The sequence below is a fragment of the Herbidospora sp. NBRC 101105 genome, assembly GCF_030269205.1.
GTDB lineage: Bacteria > Actinomycetota > Actinomycetes > Streptosporangiales > Streptosporangiaceae > Herbidospora > Herbidospora solisilvae.
This window is the reverse complement of the sequence record NZ_BSSX01000005.1, coordinates 181,756-199,812: the sequence shown is the minus strand read 5'-3', so window position 1 is coordinate 199,812 and position 18,057 is coordinate 181,756. Positions and strand designations below refer to the sequence as shown.

Annotated in this window: 21 protein-coding genes; 10 read left to right on the top strand and 11 right to left on the bottom strand. The window is 69.6% G+C overall.

From position 1 onward, the window contains the following. Positions 1-23: 23 nt before the first annotated feature. Positions 24-2,228, bottom strand: a complete 2,205-nt coding sequence (locus QSK34_RS21450) for a transglycosylase domain-containing protein (RefSeq protein WP_353051410.1) — start codon at positions 2,226-2,228, stop codon at positions 24-26. 287 nt (positions 2,229-2,515) lie between these two features. Between QSK34_RS21450 and QSK34_RS21445 the strand changes: the two genes are divergently transcribed. Further along, positions 2,516-2,812: a WhiB family transcriptional regulator gene (locus QSK34_RS21445; RefSeq protein WP_030456252.1), complete on the top strand. Its 297-nt coding sequence runs from the start codon at positions 2,516-2,518 to the stop codon at positions 2,810-2,812. A 3-nt stretch (positions 2,813-2,815) separates the two neighbouring features. Here the strand turns inward: QSK34_RS21445 and bagB are convergent, their stop codons facing one another. Both bagB and bagA read right to left on the bottom strand, forming a co-directional pair. After that, complete coding sequence (gene bagB, locus QSK34_RS21440; protein WP_285586025.1) at positions 2,816-3,934, bottom strand: ATPase BagB; 1,119 nt, start codon at positions 3,932-3,934, stop codon at positions 2,816-2,818. Beyond that, on the bottom strand, positions 3,931-4,911 hold the full coding sequence (gene bagA, locus QSK34_RS21435; protein WP_030456249.1) for an ATPase BagA: 981 nt from the start codon (positions 4,909-4,911) through the stop codon (positions 3,931-3,933). Before bagA ends, bagB begins: the two co-directional genes overlap by 4 nt. 62 nt (positions 4,912-4,973) lie before the next feature. Between bagA and sp36 the strand changes: the two genes are divergently transcribed. The 4 genes from sp36 to QSK34_RS21415 are packed head-to-tail and all read left to right on the top strand — an operon-like array spanning position 4,974 to position 7,173. After that, positions 4,974-5,129: a Sp36 family protein gene (sp36, locus tag QSK34_RS21430; protein WP_137246435.1), complete on the top strand. Its 156-nt coding sequence runs from the start codon at positions 4,974-4,976 to the stop codon at positions 5,127-5,129. Beyond that, on the top strand, positions 5,126-5,581 hold the full coding sequence (locus QSK34_RS21425; protein WP_285586024.1) for a RidA family protein: 456 nt from the start codon (positions 5,126-5,128) through the stop codon (positions 5,579-5,581). The genes sp36 and QSK34_RS21425 overlap by 4 nt, the downstream gene beginning before the upstream one ends. A 21-nt stretch (positions 5,582-5,602) precedes the next feature. Next, positions 5,603-6,391, top strand: coding sequence for an NUDIX hydrolase (locus QSK34_RS21420; protein WP_285586700.1), 789 nt, complete (start codon positions 5,603-5,605; stop codon positions 6,389-6,391). Beyond that, the gene (locus QSK34_RS21415; RefSeq protein WP_285586023.1) at positions 6,391-7,173 is read left to right on the top strand and encodes an MBL fold metallo-hydrolase; all 783 of its coding nucleotides are present in this window, start codon (positions 6,391-6,393) and stop codon (positions 7,171-7,173) included. Before QSK34_RS21420 ends, QSK34_RS21415 begins: the two co-directional genes overlap by 1 nt. Here QSK34_RS21415 and QSK34_RS21410 read toward each other — a convergent pair. Beyond that, the gene (locus tag QSK34_RS21410) at positions 7,170-7,850 is read right to left on the bottom strand and encodes a Crp/Fnr family transcriptional regulator (RefSeq protein ID WP_030456245.1); all 681 of its coding nucleotides are present in this window, start codon (positions 7,848-7,850) and stop codon (positions 7,170-7,172) included. The two genes, QSK34_RS21415 and QSK34_RS21410, sit on opposite strands and share 4 nt — an antisense overlap. A gap of 41 nt (positions 7,851-7,891) precedes the next feature. After that, positions 7,892-8,482 (bottom strand): TetR/AcrR family transcriptional regulator, encoded by a 591-nt coding sequence (locus QSK34_RS21405; RefSeq protein WP_285586022.1) that lies wholly within the window; start codon positions 8,480-8,482, stop codon positions 7,892-7,894. A 91-nt stretch (positions 8,483-8,573) separates the two neighbouring features. Between QSK34_RS21405 and QSK34_RS21400 the strand changes: the two genes are divergently transcribed. Then, positions 8,574-9,467: an SDR family NAD(P)-dependent oxidoreductase gene (locus QSK34_RS21400; RefSeq protein ID WP_285586021.1), complete on the top strand. Its 894-nt coding sequence runs from the start codon at positions 8,574-8,576 to the stop codon at positions 9,465-9,467. A 24-nt stretch (positions 9,468-9,491) separates the two neighbouring features. Further along, positions 9,492-10,424 carry a polyprenyl synthetase family protein gene (locus QSK34_RS21395; protein ID WP_285586020.1) on the top strand — a complete coding sequence of 311 codons (933 nt, stop codon included), beginning with the start codon at positions 9,492-9,494 and terminating at the stop codon, positions 10,422-10,424. A 4-nt stretch (positions 10,425-10,428) separates the two neighbouring features. Here QSK34_RS21395 and QSK34_RS21390 read toward each other — a convergent pair whose 3' ends face one another. From QSK34_RS21390 to metX, 3 genes are read right to left on the bottom strand one after another with little or no spacing between them, the layout of a single operon-like run. Continuing rightward, complete coding sequence (locus tag QSK34_RS21390; protein ID WP_285586019.1) at positions 10,429-10,899, bottom strand: CoA-binding protein; 471 nt, start codon at positions 10,897-10,899, stop codon at positions 10,429-10,431. After that, positions 10,896-12,218, bottom strand: a complete 1,323-nt coding sequence (locus QSK34_RS21385; protein WP_161479787.1) for an O-acetylhomoserine aminocarboxypropyltransferase/cysteine synthase family protein — start codon at positions 12,216-12,218, stop codon at positions 10,896-10,898. Before QSK34_RS21385 ends, QSK34_RS21390 begins: the two co-directional genes overlap by 4 nt. Beyond that, positions 12,215-13,399 carry a homoserine O-acetyltransferase MetX gene (gene metX, locus QSK34_RS21380; RefSeq protein ID WP_285586018.1) on the bottom strand — a complete coding sequence of 395 codons (1,185 nt, stop codon included), beginning with the start codon at positions 13,397-13,399 and terminating at the stop codon, positions 12,215-12,217. The genes QSK34_RS21385 and metX overlap by 4 nt, the downstream gene beginning before the upstream one ends. Positions 13,400-13,446: 47 nt before the next feature. On the opposite strand from metX, the gene QSK34_RS21375 reads away from it, so the two are divergent. Then, on the top strand, positions 13,447-13,986 hold the full coding sequence (locus QSK34_RS21375; RefSeq protein ID WP_285586017.1) for an OsmC family protein: 540 nt from the start codon (positions 13,447-13,449) through the stop codon (positions 13,984-13,986). Between the two features lie 8 nt (positions 13,987-13,994). Then, positions 13,995-15,176 (top strand): NAD(P)-binding domain-containing protein, encoded by a 1,182-nt coding sequence (locus QSK34_RS21370; RefSeq protein WP_285586016.1) that lies wholly within the window; start codon positions 13,995-13,997, stop codon positions 15,174-15,176. Between the two features lie 37 nt (positions 15,177-15,213). On the opposite strand, the gene QSK34_RS21365 is transcribed toward QSK34_RS21370, so the two are convergent. From QSK34_RS21365 to QSK34_RS21355, 3 genes are all read right to left on the bottom strand, one after another. Beyond that, on the bottom strand, positions 15,214-15,756 hold the full coding sequence (locus tag QSK34_RS21365) for a hypothetical protein (RefSeq protein ID WP_285586015.1): 543 nt from the start codon (positions 15,754-15,756) through the stop codon (positions 15,214-15,216). 123 nt (positions 15,757-15,879) lie between these two features. Continuing rightward, positions 15,880-16,764 (bottom strand): hypothetical protein, encoded by an 885-nt coding sequence (locus QSK34_RS21360; RefSeq protein WP_285586014.1) that lies wholly within the window; start codon positions 16,762-16,764, stop codon positions 15,880-15,882. After that, entirely contained in the window at positions 16,761-17,252 is a 492-nt protein-coding gene (locus QSK34_RS21355; protein WP_285586013.1) for an RNA polymerase sigma factor, read from the bottom strand. The genes QSK34_RS21360 and QSK34_RS21355 overlap by 4 nt, the downstream gene beginning before the upstream one ends. 76 nt (positions 17,253-17,328) lie before the next feature. Between QSK34_RS21355 and nth the strand changes: the two genes are divergently transcribed. Continuing rightward, the gene (gene nth, locus QSK34_RS21350) at positions 17,329-18,027 is read left to right on the top strand and encodes an endonuclease III (RefSeq protein ID WP_161479790.1); all 699 of its coding nucleotides are present in this window, start codon (positions 17,329-17,331) and stop codon (positions 18,025-18,027) included. Positions 18,028-18,057: the final 30 nt, after the last annotated feature.

Sequence of the window (18,057 nt, the reverse complement as noted above, 5' to 3'; positions counted from 1 at the left end):
GGGAAGGGCCCTCAGCCGTTTGGTCAGTCGGTGGCCGGGATGATCACGCCGCCGCCGTTGTTGTCGGCGGGCGGAGGGCCGCCGCCGTCGTCGTTGCCCCGGTTGTCGCCGCCCCGGTGGTCGCCGGGGCCGTCGCCGCCCCGCTCGGGCTTGGGCTTCGGCTTGGGCTGGCAGAAGCCGGCGGAGCAGCCGCCGAACTCCGACATGTCGACCGGCGTGAAGTCCGTGGCGGGCACGCCCTTCAGCGCCTTCAGCATCGTGTACTTCCAGATCGGGCCCGAGATGGAGGCGCCGTAGACGTACGGGAAGGGCTTGCCGCCGATGGTGACGCCGGTCAGGTCGTACTTGAAGGCGCCGCGCGGGTCGCCGATGCTGACGGCCGACGCGAGGTCGGGGGTGTAGCCGGCGAACCAGGCGGCGGTGTAGCCGTCGGTGGTGCCGGTCTTGCCGGCCGCGTCGCGGCCGATGCCGCCGACGCCCGTCATGGTGCCCTTGGTGAAGACGCCGCTGAGGATCGAGCTGGCCGCGTCGGCGACCTTCTCGTCGAGCACCTGGTCGCAGTCGGGCTTGTAGTTGGTGGCCTTGCCGTCGCGGTCGACGATCTCGGTGATGACCATCGGCGCGCAGTACTTGCCGCGGGCGCCGATCGTGGCGTAGGCGTTGGCGACCGTCACCGGGTCCATCTCGTTGACGCCGAGGGTGAAGGTCGGCACCTCGCGCAGCTTCTCGCCGTCGGCGCGCTGGATGCCGAGCTTCTGGGCCATCTTGACGACCTTGCAGAGGCCGACGTGCTCCTCGAGCTTCATGAAGAACGTGTTCACCGAGCCCCAGGTGCCGGTCTGGAGGGTGTTGAAGCCGCCCGCGCCCTCGCTGGAGTTGAACACCTGGTGGGTCTCGCCGGTCCGGTTGCCCTTGCAGTCGCGGAACGGCGACAACGCGTTGGTCGGGATGTCGTACGTCTTGCCGGTGGCGAAGCCGTCGTTCAGCTTCATGCCCTCGTCGAGGGCGGTCAGCAGGGTGATCACCTTGAACGTGGAGCCCGCCTGGAAGCCCGAACCGCCGCCATGGGCACGGTTGGCCGCCAGGTTGTAGCTCATCTCGTTCTTCTTCTTGTTGTCACCGAACTTGCGGCTGGCGGCCAGCGCCTTGATCGCGCCGGTGCCGGGCTCGACCAGCGCCTGGGCGGCGACCTGCTCGTCGGTCGGGTAGACGTACTTCCTGATCGTGTCGTCGGCCGCCTTCTGCATCTTCCGGTCGAGCGTGGTGCGGATGGTCAGGCCACCGCGGTTCAGGAAGTCGCGCCGGGCCTTCTCGGTCTTGCCGAAGTCGGGGTTGTTCAGGATGTCGTTCTGGACGTACAGGCAGAAGTAGGGGTAGGAGCTGTCTTCGCAGCCGCCCGGCATCTTCTCGCCCTTGTAGCCGAGCTTCTGCTGCTTGGCCGCGAGCGCCTGCTCCGGGGTGATCTTCTTGAGTTCGGCCATCCGGTCGAGCACGGTGTTGCGGCGGGCCAGCAGCCGCGCGCGGAACTCCTTGCCCCGGCCCGGGTCGGTCTGGCTCGGGTTCTGCACCGCGCCGGCCAGCGTCGCGGCCTCGTGCAGCTCCAGTTCCGACGCGTGCTTGTCGAAGAAGCGCTTGGACGCCGCCTCGATGCCGTAGGCGCCGTCGCCGAAATAGGAGATGTTCAGGTAGCGGTTGAGAATCTCGTCCTTGGAGTACTTGTTCTCGATCGCCATGGCGTAGCGGATCTCGTTGAGCTTCCGCGTGTACGTCGCCTCGATCGCCTTCAGCTGTTCTTCCTCGGTCTCGGCCGAGTTGAAGATGACCAGCTTCACGTACTGCTGCGTGATGGACGAGCCGCCCTGCACGACCCCGCCGCCGAAGAAGTTCTTCGTCATCGCGCGGATCGTGCCCTCGATGTCGAGGGCGCCGTGCTCGTAGAACCGGAAGTCCTCGATCGCGATGATCGCCTGCTGCATCACCGGCGCGATCTTGCTCAGCGGCACCGACTCGCGGTTCTGGAAATAGAACTGCGCGATCTGCTTGCCGTCGTTGTCGAGCAGCACGGTCTTCTCGGGAAGCGGGGGCTCGTTGAGCTCCTCCGCCTCGATGCGCAAGGACTCGACGCCTGACTTCGCGCCGAAGCCGGCTCCACCGATGGCCGGCAGCCCGACGGCCGCGACCAGCACGCCGGCCATGGAGGCGGCGGCGATGAGCTTGACGAGGGTCAAGATCGCGTTCCCGAAGCGGGCTTTGCCTGAAGCTTGCACGGAGCTAAGCGTACGTCGAAGCAAGGGGAGATTCGGTACCAAACGCACCACGCCGCATTACCCGCGCTTGGCATGACTAGTCATACCCGGACACGACCGGCCGCCAAATTTGGTCCCTGCGGGTCTGTCCATTCGGACTCCGCGTCTCGTACGTTCTCCTCTGCGGCAACTGAATAAGGAGGCTCGGCGACCGCGCCCGTCGGCCCCAGAAGTCACGACTGACCACCTAAGGGGAGTGGGGTCGAAAAATGTGGATCACGGATTGGACCTCCCGTGCCGCCTGTCGAGGTGCGGACCCTGACGCTCTGTTCGTTCAGGGCGCCGCGCAGAACCGGGCGAAGTTGATCTGTCGAGGATGCCCTGTCCGGACCGAATGCCTCGCCGATGCGCTGGACAATCGCATCGAGTTCGGGGTTTGGGGCGGGATGACCGAACGGGAAAGGCGCGCCCTCCTGCGCCGTCGGCCCGACGTCGACTCCTGGCGCGACCTGCTGGAGATGGCGAAGGAAGAATACGAACGGACGAACGAGCTGATCGCCGGCTGACCCTCAGCGCTTGGCGAGCAGCTCCCCGATCTCACGCAACCCGTCGAGGTCGTGTACGTCCTGAGACATCGCGGGCACCCGGGTGACCGGCACAGTGGGGTGGGCCGAGGCGAACTGCTCCTGCTCCCGGTGCTCGCGGGCGGCGAGCTGCATCCGTCCGGCGTGCAGTCTCAGCACGGCGGCGGTCAGCTCGTGCTCACCACGCGACTCCAGATCTTCCGCGGCGGCGGTGCTCCGCGCCGCGGACAGATCGGGAGCCGGGGAGCGGTGCACCCGGTTGATCACCAGACCGGCCAGCGGCATCCGCTCCTCGGCCAGTCGCTCCACGAAGTAGGAGGCCTCCCGCATCGCGTCACGCTCCGGCGTGGCCACCACGATGAACGCGGTGCCGGGCGCCTGCAGCAGCTTGTAGGTCTGCTCCGCCCGCTGGCGGAATCCACCGAAGACGGCGTCGAGCGCGGAGACGAACGTCTGGATGTCTTTCAGCACCTGGGCGCCGAGCACCTTGGTCAGCACCCCGGCCACCAGCCCGAACCCGGCGTTCAGGATCTTGAACGCGCTGCGCCCCCCCGCCTTGGCGGGCGCCATCAGCAGCCTGATCAGCTTCCCGTCGAGGAACCGCCCCAGCCGCTCGGGCGCGTCGAGGAAGTCGAGCGCCGACCGCGAGGGCGGCGTGTCGACGATGATCAGATCCCATTCGCCCGACCGCCGGAGCTGGCCGAGCTTCTCCATGGCCATGTACTCCTGCGTGCCGGAGAAACTCGACGAGAGCGACTGGTAGAAGGGGTTCGTCAGGATCTGGCGGGCCCGCTCGGGGTCGGCGTGGGCCTCGATGATCTCGTCGAAGGTCCGCTTCATGTCGAGCATCATGGCGAACAGCTCGCCCTCGGCCCCCGCGACCTTGCGCGGGGTGTTGTCGAGCGAGGTCAGCCCCATCGACTGGGCCAGCCGCCGCGCCGGGTCGACGGTCAGCACCACGACGTTGCGGCCCCGCTCGGCCGCCCGCAGCCCGAGGGCCGCCGCCGTGGTGGTCTTGCCGACGCCGCCCGACCCGCAGCACACCACGATCCGGGTGCCCGAATCGTCGATGATGCCGTCGAGGTCAAGCTCGGGCGAGGTCATGCGGCTCCTTGCGTGCGGATCGCTTCGGCGAGTTCGTAGAGGCCCGCGAGGTCGGCGCCGTCCGCCAGCAGGGGCAGTTCATATCGTGGCACCCCGGCGGTCTCCAGCGCGTCACGCTCGGTTCTTTCCAGCTCGGCCCGGCGCTGCTGCTCGACGACCTCTCCGGCCAGCGCCTCGGCGATGACCGCCGCGTTGCCGTCGTCGCCCAGGCCGGCCGCCTTCACGCCCATGGCCAGTTCGGCCAGGTCGAAGGGCCCGGCGAGGGTGGGGTCGACGGCCCTCACCATGTTGACGAAGATCCCGCCGACGGGCAGCTTGGCCGCGCGCAGCTCGGCGACGCCGTCGAGGGTCTCCTGGACGGGCATCTCCTCCAGCAGGGTGACGAAGTGCACAGCCGTCTCGGGCGAGGCCACCACTCCGCGCACCATGTCGGCGTGGGTGCGTACCGGACCAACTCGGGCCAGGCCGGCCACCTCTTGGGTGACGTTCAGGAAGCGGGTGACCCGGCCGGTGGGCGGGGCGTCCATGACGACGGTGTCGTAGACCCTCTTGCCGGTCCTGTCGCGGCGCCTGACGGCCTCGCTGGTCTTGCCGGTCACCAGGACGTCGCGCAGGCCGGGGGCGATCGTGGTGGCGAAGTCGACGACGCCCATCTTGGTCAGCGCCTTGCCCATGCGCTTGAGCCCGTAGAACATCTCGAGGTATTCGAGCATGGCCTCTTCGGGGTCGATGGCGAGCGCGTGTACGTCGCCGCCTCCCGGCGCCACCGCGATCTTGCGCTCCTCGTAGGGGAGCGGTGGAAGATCGAAGACCTGCGCGATGCCCTGGCGGCCCTCAACCTCCACGAGCAGCACCTTGCGGCCGCCGGCCGCGAGGGCCAGGGCCAGGGCGGCGGCCACGGTCGTCTTGCCGGTGCCGCCCTTGCCGGTCACGACATGGAGACGTACTCCGTCCCAGTCGGTGTCGCGAGATCTCACACCCGTGAGGCTACCCAAACGCCATTTCCCGATACGCCGAGGAGTATCGATAGCCTTCCGCCATGACGAAGTGGGAGTACGTGACCGTGCCGCTGCTGACGCACGCGACCAAGCAGATCCTCGACAACTGGGGCGAAGACGGCTGGGAGCTCGTGGCCGTCGTCCCCGGCCCGAACCCCGAGCAGCTCGTGGCCTACATGAAGCGGGCCAAGGCGTGAGCAGCCCCGAAGACCGCTTGTCGGCCCTCGGCCTGGCGCTGCCCGAGGTGGCGGCCCCGCTGGCGGCCTACGTCCCGGCGGTCCGCTCGGGCGCCCACGTCTACACCTCGGGCCAGCTCCCGATCGCGGGCGGGGAACTGCTGAAGACGGGCAAGGTCGGCGCCGAGGTCACCCCCGAGGAGGCCTACGAGCTGGCCAAGGTCTGCGCGCTGAACGCGATCGCGGCCCTGAAGTCGGTCGTCGGCGACCTGTCGCAGGTGGCCGGCATCGTCAAGGTCGTCGGCTTCGTCGCCTCCGACCCGTCGTTCACGGGCCAGCCGCAGGTCGTGAACGGGGCCAGCGAGCTTCTCGGCGAGGTCTTCCAGGGCGCCCACGCCCGCAGCGCGGTCGGCGTGGCCGTGTTGCCCCGCGATGCCCCGGTCGAGGTGGAGCTGATCGCGGAGATCCGATAGTTCTACACTCGGACGGTGGACATTCCGCTGCCGGGCGAGCTGGGTGTACGGGCGCGTGACCTGCTGGCCGGGCGGCTCGTCCCGGTCCCGGCCAGAGCCGCCGCCACGGTGGCCCTGCTGCGGGAGCCCCCTCTGGAGGTCTACCTGCTCCGGCGCGCGGCCACGATGGCCTTCGCGGCCGGGGCCTACGTCTTCCCCGGGGGTTCCGTCGACCCCCGAGACGCCGTCGTGGACATCGGCTGGGCCGGGCCGCCGCCCGCCGACTGGGCCGTGATGTTGAGCGCGGACGAGGAAACGGCGCGGAGCCTCGTCTGCGCGGCGGTCAGGGAGACGTTCGAGGAGAGCGGCGTCCTGCTGGCGGGCCGGTCGGCGGCCGAGGTGGTGCCCGACACGACGGGCTGGGAGGCCGAGCGGCTGGCGCTGATCAGCCGCGAGTTGTCGTTCGCCGACTTCCTGGCGGACAACGGCCTGGTGCTCCGCTCCGACCTGCTGAAGCCGTGGGCCCACTGGATCACCCCGGAGATCGAGACCCGGCGCTTCGACACCCGTTTCTTCGTGGCCGCCCTGCCCTCGGGCCAGCGGACCCGCGACGTGGGCGGCGAGGCCGACACGGTCGTCTGGATGAGCCCCGCCGAGGCCCTGACCTCCGGATACTTCCTGATGCCGCCGACGCTGCACACGCTGACGACGTTGTCGGCCTTCGAGACGGTCGCCGACGTGTTCGCCGGCGACCCCAAGATCACCACCGTCATGCCCGTCCCCGTCGAGAAGGCCGGGCAGATGGTCCTCACGACCGAGGGACAGATCTGATGAGCGGCCTCTCACTGCCGATCGACGGCTCGGGCACGGCGAACGCCTCCAACGTCCTGGCCCCCAACGCCTCCCCGATGACCCTCGACGGCACCAACACGTGGATCCTCGGCCAGGGAGAGACCGTCGCGGTCGTCGACCCGGGCCCCGACGACGAGACCCACCTGTCGACCGTGGCCGGCCGCCTGGGCGACCGGAGCGTGGCGGTCGTCCTGCTCACCCACGGCCACGAGGACCACAGCGGCGGAGCCCGGCGGTTCGCCGAGATGGTCAAGGCGCCGGTACGCGCCCTCGACCGCACCCACGTCCTGGGAGAGGAGGGCCTGGGAGACGGCGACGGCCTGACGGTCGGCGACGTGGAGATCCGGGTCATCGGCACCCCGGGCCACTCGTTCGACTCGTTGTGCTTCTGGCTGCCGGCAGACGGCGCCCTGCTGACCGGCGACACCATCCTGGGCCGGGGCACGACGGTGATCGCCCCCGACGGCGACCTGGCCGACTACCTGCGCAGCCTCGACAAGCTGCGCGGCATGGCCGAACTGGCCGAGGCCCGGGCCCTGCTGCCCGGCCACGGCCCGATCCTGCCCGACCCCATCGGCACGCTCGACCAGTACATCGCCCACCGCAGGCAGCGCCTCGACCAGATCCGCCAGGCGATCAGAGACGGCGCGAAGGACGCGCGGGAGATCGTGGAGATGGTCTACGCGGAGGTGCCCAGGGATCTGTGGCCGGCGGCGGAGATGTCGGTCGCCGCCCAGCTCAACTACCTGAAGAGCCTCTAGCGGGAGCGGTTGTAGAGCCGCTCCATGTCCATGATCACGACGGCCTTGGCCTCGATGCGGAGCCAGCCGCGCCCGGCGAAGTCGGCCAGCGCCTTGTTCACCGTCTCGCGCGAGGCCCCCACCAGCTGGGCCAGCTCTTCCTGAGTCAGGTCGTGGTGGACGCGGATCCCGTCGTCGACCTTCTGCCCGAACCGCTCGGCCAGGTCGAGCAGGGCCTTGGCCACCCGGCCGGGCACGTCGGTGAAGACCAGGTCGGCCAGCACGTCGTTGGTGCGCCGCAGCCGCTGGGCGAGCGCCCGGAGCAGGTGGAGCGCCACCTCGGGACGCCCGGTCAGCCACGGCCGCAGGTCGTCGTGGGACAGGCCGGCCAGCTTCACGTCGGTCAGCGCGATGGCCGAGGCGGTGCGCGGGCGCGGGTCGAACAGGGAGAGCTCGCCGAACATCTCGGAGGGCCCCAGGACCGACAGGAGGTTCTCCCGGCCGTCGGACGCGGTCCGGGCGAGCTTGATCTTGCCTTCGAGCACGACGTAGAGCGTCGCGCCGGTCTCGTTCTCGCTGAACAGGGTCTGACCCTTCGTCAGGGTCACCTCGGTGATGCTCGTGCGGAGGGCCGCGGCGCTCTCACGGTCGAGCGCGGAGAAGAGGGGGGCCCTGCTCAAGACTTCTTCGGTGCTCATGCCTGCCTCCCAACTTCATTCGCGATCGTAGCCATTGTGGCCTATGCCCTGCCTTCCGTAGCACCGGGACCACCAGAAATGAGACGCCGGACCGCGTCCTCGACGTAGCGGGCACGCTCGTCGGGGGTCGTGGAGTCGACCAGGGCGGCGGATTCGGGGCTGACCGCCGTCCACACCGAGGCGAGATGGAGCACCAGGCTCAGGAGGACACCCGGCGGGAAGTCGGCGGGGAGGACGCCCTCGGCCTGGGCCTTGGCAATCGCCTCGGCCTTGTGGGTCATGCTCTGGACGGCCAGCGGGACCGGCGGGTCGTCGGCCCGCTCCAGGCGTTGCCAGGTCGCCAGCCGCATCACCTGGGGGTGGGCCTCATAGCCTCTGGCCAGGGCGGCGGCATAACCGGGCAGGTCGTGGGCGTCGATCGGGGTCTCCCGCACGATCCCCTCGACGATCCGGTTGAAGACGGCGTCGAAGAGCTGATCCTTGCTGCCGAAGTAGTGGTAGATCTGCGCCTTGTTGGTGCCGGCCAACGCCGCGACGCGATCGACCCTGGCCCCGGCGATGCCGTATTCGGCGAACTCCTCCAAGGCGGCGTCGAGCAGGCGCTGTCGCGTGGCGTCGGCTTTCCCAGGCATGGCCCAAGACTATTTTCTAACCGGTTAGTTGACAACTCTGCCAGCCCGTGGCTAGCGTTTCAACTAACCAGTTAGTCAGAAGGAGCCCACCATGATCTGGTTCGTCACCGGCAGTTCCCGGGGTCTCGGCCGCGAGATCGTCCTGGCCGCCCTCGAACGCGGCGACGGCGTCGCCGCCACCGCCCGCAACCCCGCCCAGCTCGACGACCTCGCCGCCAAGTACGGCGACCGCCTTCTGGCCCTCCCCCTCGACGTGACCGACCCCCAGGCGGTCGAGAGCGCCGTGGCCGCCGCCGTCGAGGCGTTCGGGACGCTGGACGTCGTGGTCAACAACGCCGGCTGGGCCGACACGTCGGCGTTCGAGGACACCCCGGCCGACAACTTCCGCGCCCAAGTCGAGACCAACTTCTTCGGCGTCGTCAACGTGACCCGGTCGGTCGTGCCGATCCTGCGCGGGCAGGGGCACGGCTCGCTGATCAACGTCTCCTCGATCGGCGGCCGGCTCGGCACCCCCGGCCTGTCGGCCTACCAGGCCTCCAAGTGGGCCGTGAACGGCTTCACCGAGGTCATCTCGCAGGAACTCGCCCCCCTGGGCGTCAAGGTCACCACGATCGAGCCGGGCGGCATGACCACCGACTGGGGCGGCTCGTCGATGACGATCCCGCCGATCTCCGAGCCCTACCGGCAGACCGTCGGGGCGATGGTGCAGGTGCTGCGGCAGGGCGACCACAAAGCGCTCGGCGACCCCGCCAAGGTGGCCCAGGTGATCGTCCAGCTCACCGAGATGGACGCGCCCCCGATCCGGCTGCTCCTCGGCTCCGACGCCCTCAACGGCGCCCGGTACGCCGCGCGCACCACCGCGGAGCGCGACGCGGCGTACGAGGAACTGAGCCGTTCCACCGACCGCGACGACGCCACCGCCTACGAGCGTGATCCTCTGGGTCAAGCGTTGTCCACGAGCGCCGATGGCGACGCGGCGGTGTGAGGCCGGTCGTGTATCGGTAGCCGGGTGACCGACTCGATGGGCGTCGCCGACCTTCTCAACGCGACGCGTGAACTGATCGAACCCGCCCACCGGGCCGCGATCGACCGGCTCTCCCCGGAGCTGCGGCACGTCGCGGGCTACCACATCGGCTGGTGGGACGAGCGGGGCCGTCCGAGAAGGGGCGGGCAGGGCCGGTTCGTCCGGCCCGCGCTGGCGCTGGGCTGCGCGCGGGCGGCCGGCGGGCACGCCCACGACGCGGTGCCGATGGCGGTCGCGACCGAGCTGGTCAACGACTTCTCGCTGCTCCACGACGACGTGATCGACGGCGACGCCGTCAGGCGGGAGCGCCCGGCGGCCTGGACGGTCTTCGGGCTGAGCGAGGCGCTGCTGACCGGCGACGCCCTGCTGGCGGTCGCGATGGCGCTGGTCGGTCCGGCCGGGGTGCGCACCCTCGCCGACGCCCTGCTCGACCTGTGCCACGGGCAGGCCAGCGACCTGGCGTTCGTCACCCGGCCCGAGGTGAGCCTGGCCGAGTGCATGACCATGGCCGAGAACAAGACCGGCGCGCTCCTCGGCGCCGCCTGCGAACTCGGCGCCCTGGCCGGGGGAGCCCGGGAGGTGCACGTCTTCCGCGAGTTCGGCACCCGCCTCGGGCTGGCCTTCCGGCTCACCGACGACCTGCGCAGCCTGACCGCCGACCTGGCCTGCCGCCGCAAGAGCCTGCCGGTCGTGGCCGCGCTCAACTCCGGCACGCAGGTCGCCGTGCTCCTGGCCGAGTCGCTCAACGGCGAACCCGACCCCGCGGCCGAGGCCGACCTGGTCGAACAGACGGGCGCGCGGGAGTGGGCGCTCCGGGAGGCCGACCGGCAGGTCGAGCTCGCGTTCGCGGCGCTCGGCCACGGGGCCACCCCGGAGCTGCGGCTGCTGGCCGACCTCAGCGTCGGCCGGGGGCGCTAGGCGATCAGTGGATGCCGGTGCGGACCGACGTGATCCGCCCGGTGTTGAAGCCCAGCCAGTGCATGCGGCCCAGGTAGCGGGCGTGCTCGATCTTCATGCAGCGGTCCATGATCACGGTGAGGCCGCCCTCTGCCGCGATCCGGGCGCCCTCTTCGCTGATCACGCCGAACTGCAGCCACAACGCCTTGGCGCCGATCTCGACCGCCTCACGGGCGATGCCGGGGACGGCGTCGGGCGCGCGGAAGACGTTCACCACGTCGACCGGCTCGGGGATGTCGGACAGGCTCGGGTAGGAGGTCTCGCCGAGGATCTCCTTCTCGCGCGGGTTGACCGGGAACACCTTGAAGCCGTGGCGCTTGAGGTAGAAACCGACGAAGTTGCTGGCCCGCAGCTCGTTGCCCGACAGGCCGACGACCGCGACGGTCCGGGCGGTGTTGACCACCCGCTGGATGTCCTGCGGCTCCTGGTACGTCATGACGCCAAACCCTTCTGGACGTGGGCGAAACCCTGCTCCAGGTCCCAGATCAGGTCGGCCACCGACTCGGTGCCGACCGACAGGCGGATCGTGCCGGCGCCCACGCCGGTGGCGGCCAGTTCGGCGTCGCCGAGCTGCCGGTGGGTGGTGCTGGCCGGATGGATGATCAGGCTCTTGGCGTCGCCCACGTTCGCGAGGTGCGACCAGAGCGAGGTGCCGCGGATGAACGACTGGCCGCCCTCGCGGCCGCCGGCGCACTCGAAGGAGAACACCGCGCCCGCGCCGCGCGGCAGGTACTTCTCGACCAGCGGCTTGTACTTGCTGCCCGCGAGCCCGGGATAGGTCACGTTGGAGGCCAGCTCGTGGGCGGCGAGGAACTCGGCCACCTGGAGGGCGTTGTCGACGTGGCGGTCCATGCGCAGCGACAGCGTCTCAAGGCCCTGGAGGAACAGGAACGCGTTGAACGGCGACATGGCCGCGCCCAGGTCGCGCAGGGTCTCGGCGCGCAGCTTCATCAGGTAGCCGTACTCGCCGAAGGTCTCGTGGAACTTCAGGCCGTGGTAGGCCGGGGACGGGTCGGCGATCACCGGGAAACGGCCGTTCGACCAGTCGAAGGTGCCGGCCTCGACGACCACGCCGCCGATGCTGGTGCCGTGGCCGCCGATGAACTTCGTCGCCGAGTGGACGACGATGTCGGCGCCCCACTCGATCGGCCGGCACAGGTAGGGCGTGGCGAACGTGTTGTCGACGATCAGCGGCAGGCCGTGCTCATGGGCGATCGTGGCGACGGTCTCGACGTCGAGGACGTTGCCGCCCGGGTTGCCGATCGTCTCGCCGTAGAAGGCCTTGGTGTTGGCCTTGACCGCGCCGCGCCAGGCCTCGGGGTCGTCGGGGTCGACCCAGGTCAGCTCGACGTTCATCTTGCGGAACAGGTGCTTGAGCTGGTTGACCGTGCCGCCGTAGAGGGCCGAGGAGGAGACCACGTGGTCGCCCGGCTCCAGCAGCGTGAACAGCGCCGCGGCCTGGGCGGCGATGCCGCTGGCGAACGCGACCGCGCCGGTGCCGCCCTCCAGGTTGGCGATCCGCTCCTCGAACACCGCCGTGGTCGGGTTCATGATCCGGGAGTAGGTGTTGCCGTATTCCTGGAGGTTGAAGTAGGCCGCCGCCGACTCGGGGTCTTCGAAGACGTAGCTGGTGGTCTGGAAGATGGGCACCGCGCGGGCTCCGGTGTTCGGATCGGGCCGCTGCCCCGCGTGGAGCTGGCGGGTCTCGAACCCGAACTCCCGGGCTTCTTCGGTACGAAAGGGTCTGTCGCTCACGAAGCCATCTTCCTCGTCAAGAACTGCCGGATAAGCGGGGTCTGCCGTGCTTCCTCCAGCAGGAAGCAGTCATGGCCGTAGGGGGCGTCGATGAGGTGGTTCTCCACCGGCTTGCCCAGATTAGTCAGGGCGGTGGCGATCTCGTTCGACGCCTCCGGCGGATAGAGCCAGTCGGAGCTGAACGAGATCAGCAGCGTGCGGGCCTGGATGTTCTCCAGCGCCTTCTCCAGCGAGCCGCCGCCGTGTTCACGGGCCAGGTCGAAGTAGGTCAGCGCGCGCGAGATGTAGAGGTAGCTGTTGGCGTCGAACCGCTTCACGAACGAGTCGGCCTGGTGACGCAGGTAGCTCTCGACCTCGAACTCGGGCTCGACGATCGTGTGGCGGATGTCGTCGGCGAACTGGAGGCGGCGGCCGAACTTGTCGGTGAGGGCCGGACCGGACAGATAGGTCACGTGGCCGACCATGCGGGCCACGCCCATGCCGGCGTCGGGCTTGCGGCCGGTGCCGTAGTAGTGGCCGCCCTGCCAGTCGGGGTCGCGCATGATGGACTCGCGGGCGATCGCGTTCCACGCCAGTCCTTGGGGGTGGAGGGCGTGGGTGGAGGCGATGACCACTATGGAGTCGACCTGACCGGGGTACTGGACCGCCCATTCGAGGGCCTGCATCCCGCCCAGCGAGCCCCCCGCGACCACCGCGAGGCGCTCGATTCCGAGCACGTCGAGGAAGGCGCGTTCGGTGCGGACCATATCGGCCACCGTGACCACCGGGAAGTCCGACCCGTAGGGGCGGCCGGTCGCGGAATCAATGGTCGCGGGCCCTGTCGTGCCGTTGCAGCCACCGAGAAGGTTGGTACAGACGACGAAGTATTGGTCGGTGTCGAAAGCCTTTCCGGGCCCGATCATCCCGTCCCACCAGCCCAGCCCTTTCCCCTGCGAGCCGTCGCGGTCTTCGGCGCCGAAGCCGTCGCGGGCGCTCGCCTCGGGGGCGGTCTTCGCGAAACCGGCCGCATGGGCGTTGCCGCTCAGGGCGTGGCAGACGAGTATGACGTTGTCGCGCTCGGGGGAGAGGGTGCCGTAGGTCTCGTAGGCCACGCGGACGTCGCGCAGCTCCCGCCCGCTGTCGAGGCGTATCGGACCGTGCAGGTCGAGGTACTGAGTTTCAACGAAACCTATGGAGCCCATGGGTTTCATTGTATTGTTCATTTAACCTGTAGGAAATGAGGGGAACCATGTCCAACGGTGTCAACGTCCAGGCCCTGCTCGACGCCCGTGAGGTGCTGAAGGGTGCGCCCGAGGCCGCCCAGTTCACCTGGCGGGCCAGCTCGAAGTGGCAGCACGGCGTCCACAGCACCACCAAGATCCAGAAGTTCTTCGGCCTCGGCCAGGAGCAGAGCCACAAGTCCGAGTCGGTCTTCGAGGCCGACCACCCCGAGGTCTTCGCCGCCGAGGACAACGGCGTCACCCCGATCGAGTACCTGCTCGTCGGCCTGGCCGCCTGCCTCACCGCCGGCGTCGCCTCGGTCGCCCAGAACCGCGGCATCAAGCTCAACTCGGTCGAGTCGGTCGTCGAGGGCAACCACGACATCCGCGGCATCCTCGGCGCCGACAGCGACGTCCGCAACGGCTTCAACGACATCAAGGTGACCTTCACGATCGACGCCGACGCCTCGCAGGCCGACATCGAGGCCCTGGTCGCCCAGTCGCAGAAGCGCTCGGCCGTCTTCGACGCGCTGACCAACCCCACCAACGTCACCGTCGAAGTCGCCTGAGGTCCGTCGTGTACGTCACCACGGCCGTCATCGGGGCAGGTCACGCCGGCCTCGCGGCCAGCCATTTCCTGACCGGCGCCTCGGTCGACCACGTGGTGCTGGAGCGCGGCGAGGTCGCCAACTCGTGGCGTCACGAACGGTGGGACTCGCTGCGCCTGCTGACCCCCAACTGGCTGAGCCGCCTTCCCGGCGCGGCCTACGAAGGCCCCGAACCCGACGGCTACGCCGACACGAGCGAGGTCGTCGACCTCCTGGAACGGTCCGCCAAGGACGTCCCGGTCCGCACCGGTGTGAACGTCACATCGGTGCGGCGCTCACCCGAGGGCTACACGCTGACGACGAGCGAGGGTCCCGTCCGGGCCAGAACGGTCGTCATCGCGAGCGGCGCCTGCAACCGTCCCGTCGTGCCGGCGTTCGACGTGCCCGCGGGCGTCGAGCAGGTCACCCCGTTCGACTACCGGAACCCCTCCCGGTTGCCGGACGGCGGCGTGCTCGTCGTGGGCGCGTCGGCGACGGGCGTGCAACTCGCGGCCGAGATCCAGCAGTCGGGCCGCCCGGTTGTGCTCTCCGTCGGGGAGCACGTGCGGCTGCCTCGTGTCTACCGGGGCCGCGACGTGCTCTGGTGGATGCACCACGCGGGGATCTGGGGTCAGCGCTACGACGAGCTCGACGACCTGACCCGGGCGCGACGGTTGCCGTCGCCGCAGCTCGTCGCCGGGTCGACGCTCGACCTCAACACGCTGACCTCGATGGGCGTGGAACTGGTCGGCCGCCTCTCCGTCATCCGCGACGGCGCGGCGCTCTTCTCCGGCGGGCTGCGCAACGTGGCGGCGCTGGCCGACCTCAAGCTGAACCGGCTGCTCGACACCTTCGACGAGTGGGCCGGAACCGCTCCGGGGGAACGGCACGAGCCCACTCGCGTACCGGAATCGGCCCGTTGGCGGCTCGATCTGCGGTCAGGGGAGATCGGTTCGATCGTGTGGGCCACCGGCTTCCGTCCGGACTACTCGTGGCTGGACGTGCCGGTCGTCGACGCGAAGGGGGCGCTGGTCCACGACGGGGGTGTGGTCGGTGACGGCCTCTACGCCCTCGGCCTGCCGGTGTTGCGGCGGCGCGGGTCGACCTTCATCTGCGGGATCGAAGACGACGCCCGGGACGTGATCGGGCATCTCGTACAGGGGCTCGGCTGACCTCACGCGGTGCGGGCCGCGAGAGGCGTCTCACTGGTCAGGAGCGGGTGAGCTCCCAGTCGATCGTGACGAGCGTGCGGCCCGACTTGCCGTGCGTGTGGATGCGCAGCGACGTGTCAGGGACGCAGGTGTAGGTGCCCTTACGGGGGATCGCCCCGAGGTCCTCGTTGCGGCCGACGGCGACCCGGAGCAGGCCGGAGAAGCCCTTCCCTCCGCCGCCGGAGCGCTCCAACGTGGCGCCGCTCCTGCCCGTGCGCGGCTTGAGGGCGACCTTGCCGTGGGTGTGGGCGCCGTGCCCGCCGAAGGTGTAAGTGAAGGTCTCGGCGCCGCTCATGGTGAGGGTGGCGCCGCCGGTCAGGGAGGTCGAGCCGCCGAAGTCGTAGTCGGCGACGACCCGCTTGCCCTCGCGGGTGAACGTCGCCTTGATGCCGGCGCCGCCCTCCACGAAATAGTTGTGCTTCTTGCCGACGACTTCGGCGGTGGCCCGCGTGACCGTCCACGACCCGGCCCAGCACGGACCCTTGGTTATGGGTGCCGCGTGCGCCGCGGCCGGGACGGCCATGAGGCCTGCGACGAGCACGAATGCTCCTGTCAACGTGTGCATCGTTCCTCTCTCGGGGATCAGGGGTCTCTCAGGAAACTCCCATGATCGGGGCAATAGATAACGTTTCAACCGTTTTCGAGTAGCGAAGTACGTGATCACTTACCTCCAGAACATCAACGACCGGAGGAAGTTCCAGAGCGGCCGATCCGTCGGCGCGGCCGCGACGACGAGCCGCACCGTGCCCGGGTGGTGACCGCCCCAGGTCTCGTGCACATACCAGGAGTCGGGGATCTTCTCCGGCGGCAAAGTGTGCTCCGAGTAGTCCCAGTCGCCGCGGACCCCGTAGCCGGACTCGTAGTAGGTCTCGACGGCGACGTTCCGCTCCCGCAGGAGACTTCGCGCCCCGGCGACCGTCAGATTCGTCAGATCCTCGCCCTCCAGAACCTCGCCCGGCGCGGCCGGGTCCCCGGTGACCGCGTACTGTTCCCCCGGCCGGGCGGGACGCCCCGCACTGATCTCCAGTGGGCTGCGGAGATCGAGGGGAATGCTCACCCCGGCCAGGCACCAGAAGTTCCCGCAGTCAGCGCCCTCGATGGCCTTGACGAGCTGGTTCGCGACCTCGAATCCGTCGGGACGGTGGTTGACCGAGTGGTCGGGGGAGAAGATGCCGAGGACCTTCCCCACCAGACTCGGCGAGGCGGGTTCCATGACCAGATTCACCTTCAGGCCGTGCGCGGCGAAGTCCTCGCGGTAACGCCGGGGGTCGGCGTCGGGGTCGACGATCTGGACGTCGATGTAGTCGCCCTGCTTCGCGAACGCGAGGGCCTTGGCCGGCCCCAGGACGAAAGGCGCTCCCGGGGCGGGCCGCAGGACGATCGGCAGCACGACCGCCAGCACGGCGGTGAGCGTGATCAGGATCAGCGGCTTTCGGCGACGGCGCCGCACCGGCCGGGGCGATCGGATGATGGCGTCCAGCGTCGCCGACATCGTCGCGGGGTCGGCGCGCACGTGGGCGGCCGGGTCGTTGTCCTGGAGCCAGGTCATCGCATGCTCCTTTCTGGTTCCTCCACGAACAGGTGCCGCAACCGTCTGCGTAATCGGTGCACGCGCATCGCCGCCGTCGCCTTGGAGCAGCCCACGACCTTCGCGGCCTGCGCGAGGTCGAGGCCCTCCCACGACATGAGCAGCACCAGCTCGCGGTCGCTCTCGCTCAGGCTGTTCAGCGCGGCCAGCGCCGCCTGGCGGGTGGCGACCTCGGCGGCGTGGTCCTCCTCCGTTGCGGTGACGAGCGTGGTCAGCGCGTCGCGGCGGTGGGTGCGCCGGATCAGGTTCAGGGCGAGGTTGCGGGCGGTGGCGTAGAGCCAGGGCAGCGGCTGGTCACGCGGCACCCTGTCGTACTTCTCCCAGGCGATCTTGAACGTCTCGGCGGCGACGTCGGCCGCGTCGGCGGGGCCGACGCGGCGCCAGGCGTAGCGCAGGACCGATTCGTAGTGCTGCTGGAACATGCCGGTGAAGCCCGATTCGTCACGCACGCCCCGTCCTCTCTTCAGGTGCCGTCACCTGGTAGATGTCGCGAAGCGCGGTGTTATCACCCCTACGCTTGAGTGCATGGAGACACGGCTCGGGTTGGTGCGGCGGGCGCGGAAGATGAACCGGATCCTGGCCGAGACCTATCCCGACGCCCACTGCGAGCTCAACTTCGCCGACGCGTTCCAGCTGCTCGTCGCGACGGTCCTGTCGGCGCAGACGACCGACGTGCGGGTCAACCTGACCACCCCGGCGCTGTTCGCCAAATATCCGACGCCCGAGGACATGGCCGTCGCCGATCCCGACGACATGGAGGCGATCCTGCGGCCGACCGGGTTCTTCCGGGCCAAGACCAAGTCGGTCATCGGCCTGTCGATCGCCATCAGAGACCGGTTCGGCGGCGAGGTGCCGCGGAAGATGGCCGACCTCGTCACCCTGCCCGGGGTCGGGCGCAAGACCGCCAACGTCGTGCTCGGCAACGCGTTCGGGGTGCCGGGGCTGACCGTCGACACCCACTTCCAGCGCCTGGTGAAGCGGTTCGGGTGGATCGAGGGGGAGCTCGACCCGGTCAAGATCGAGCAGGAGATCGGGCAGCTCATCCCGAAGAAGGAGTGGACGGTCTTCTCCCACCGCATCATCTGGCACGGCCGCCGGATCTGCATCGCCCGCAAACCGGCCTGCGGGGCCTGCCCCCTGGCGGCGCTCTGCCCCTCGTACGGCACCGGCCCCACCGACCCCGAGGCCGCCGCCAAGCTGGTGCGTTCGGGACCGTTCTCGTGACGGGAAGCTTCGCGGGGCGCCGGCGGTTGG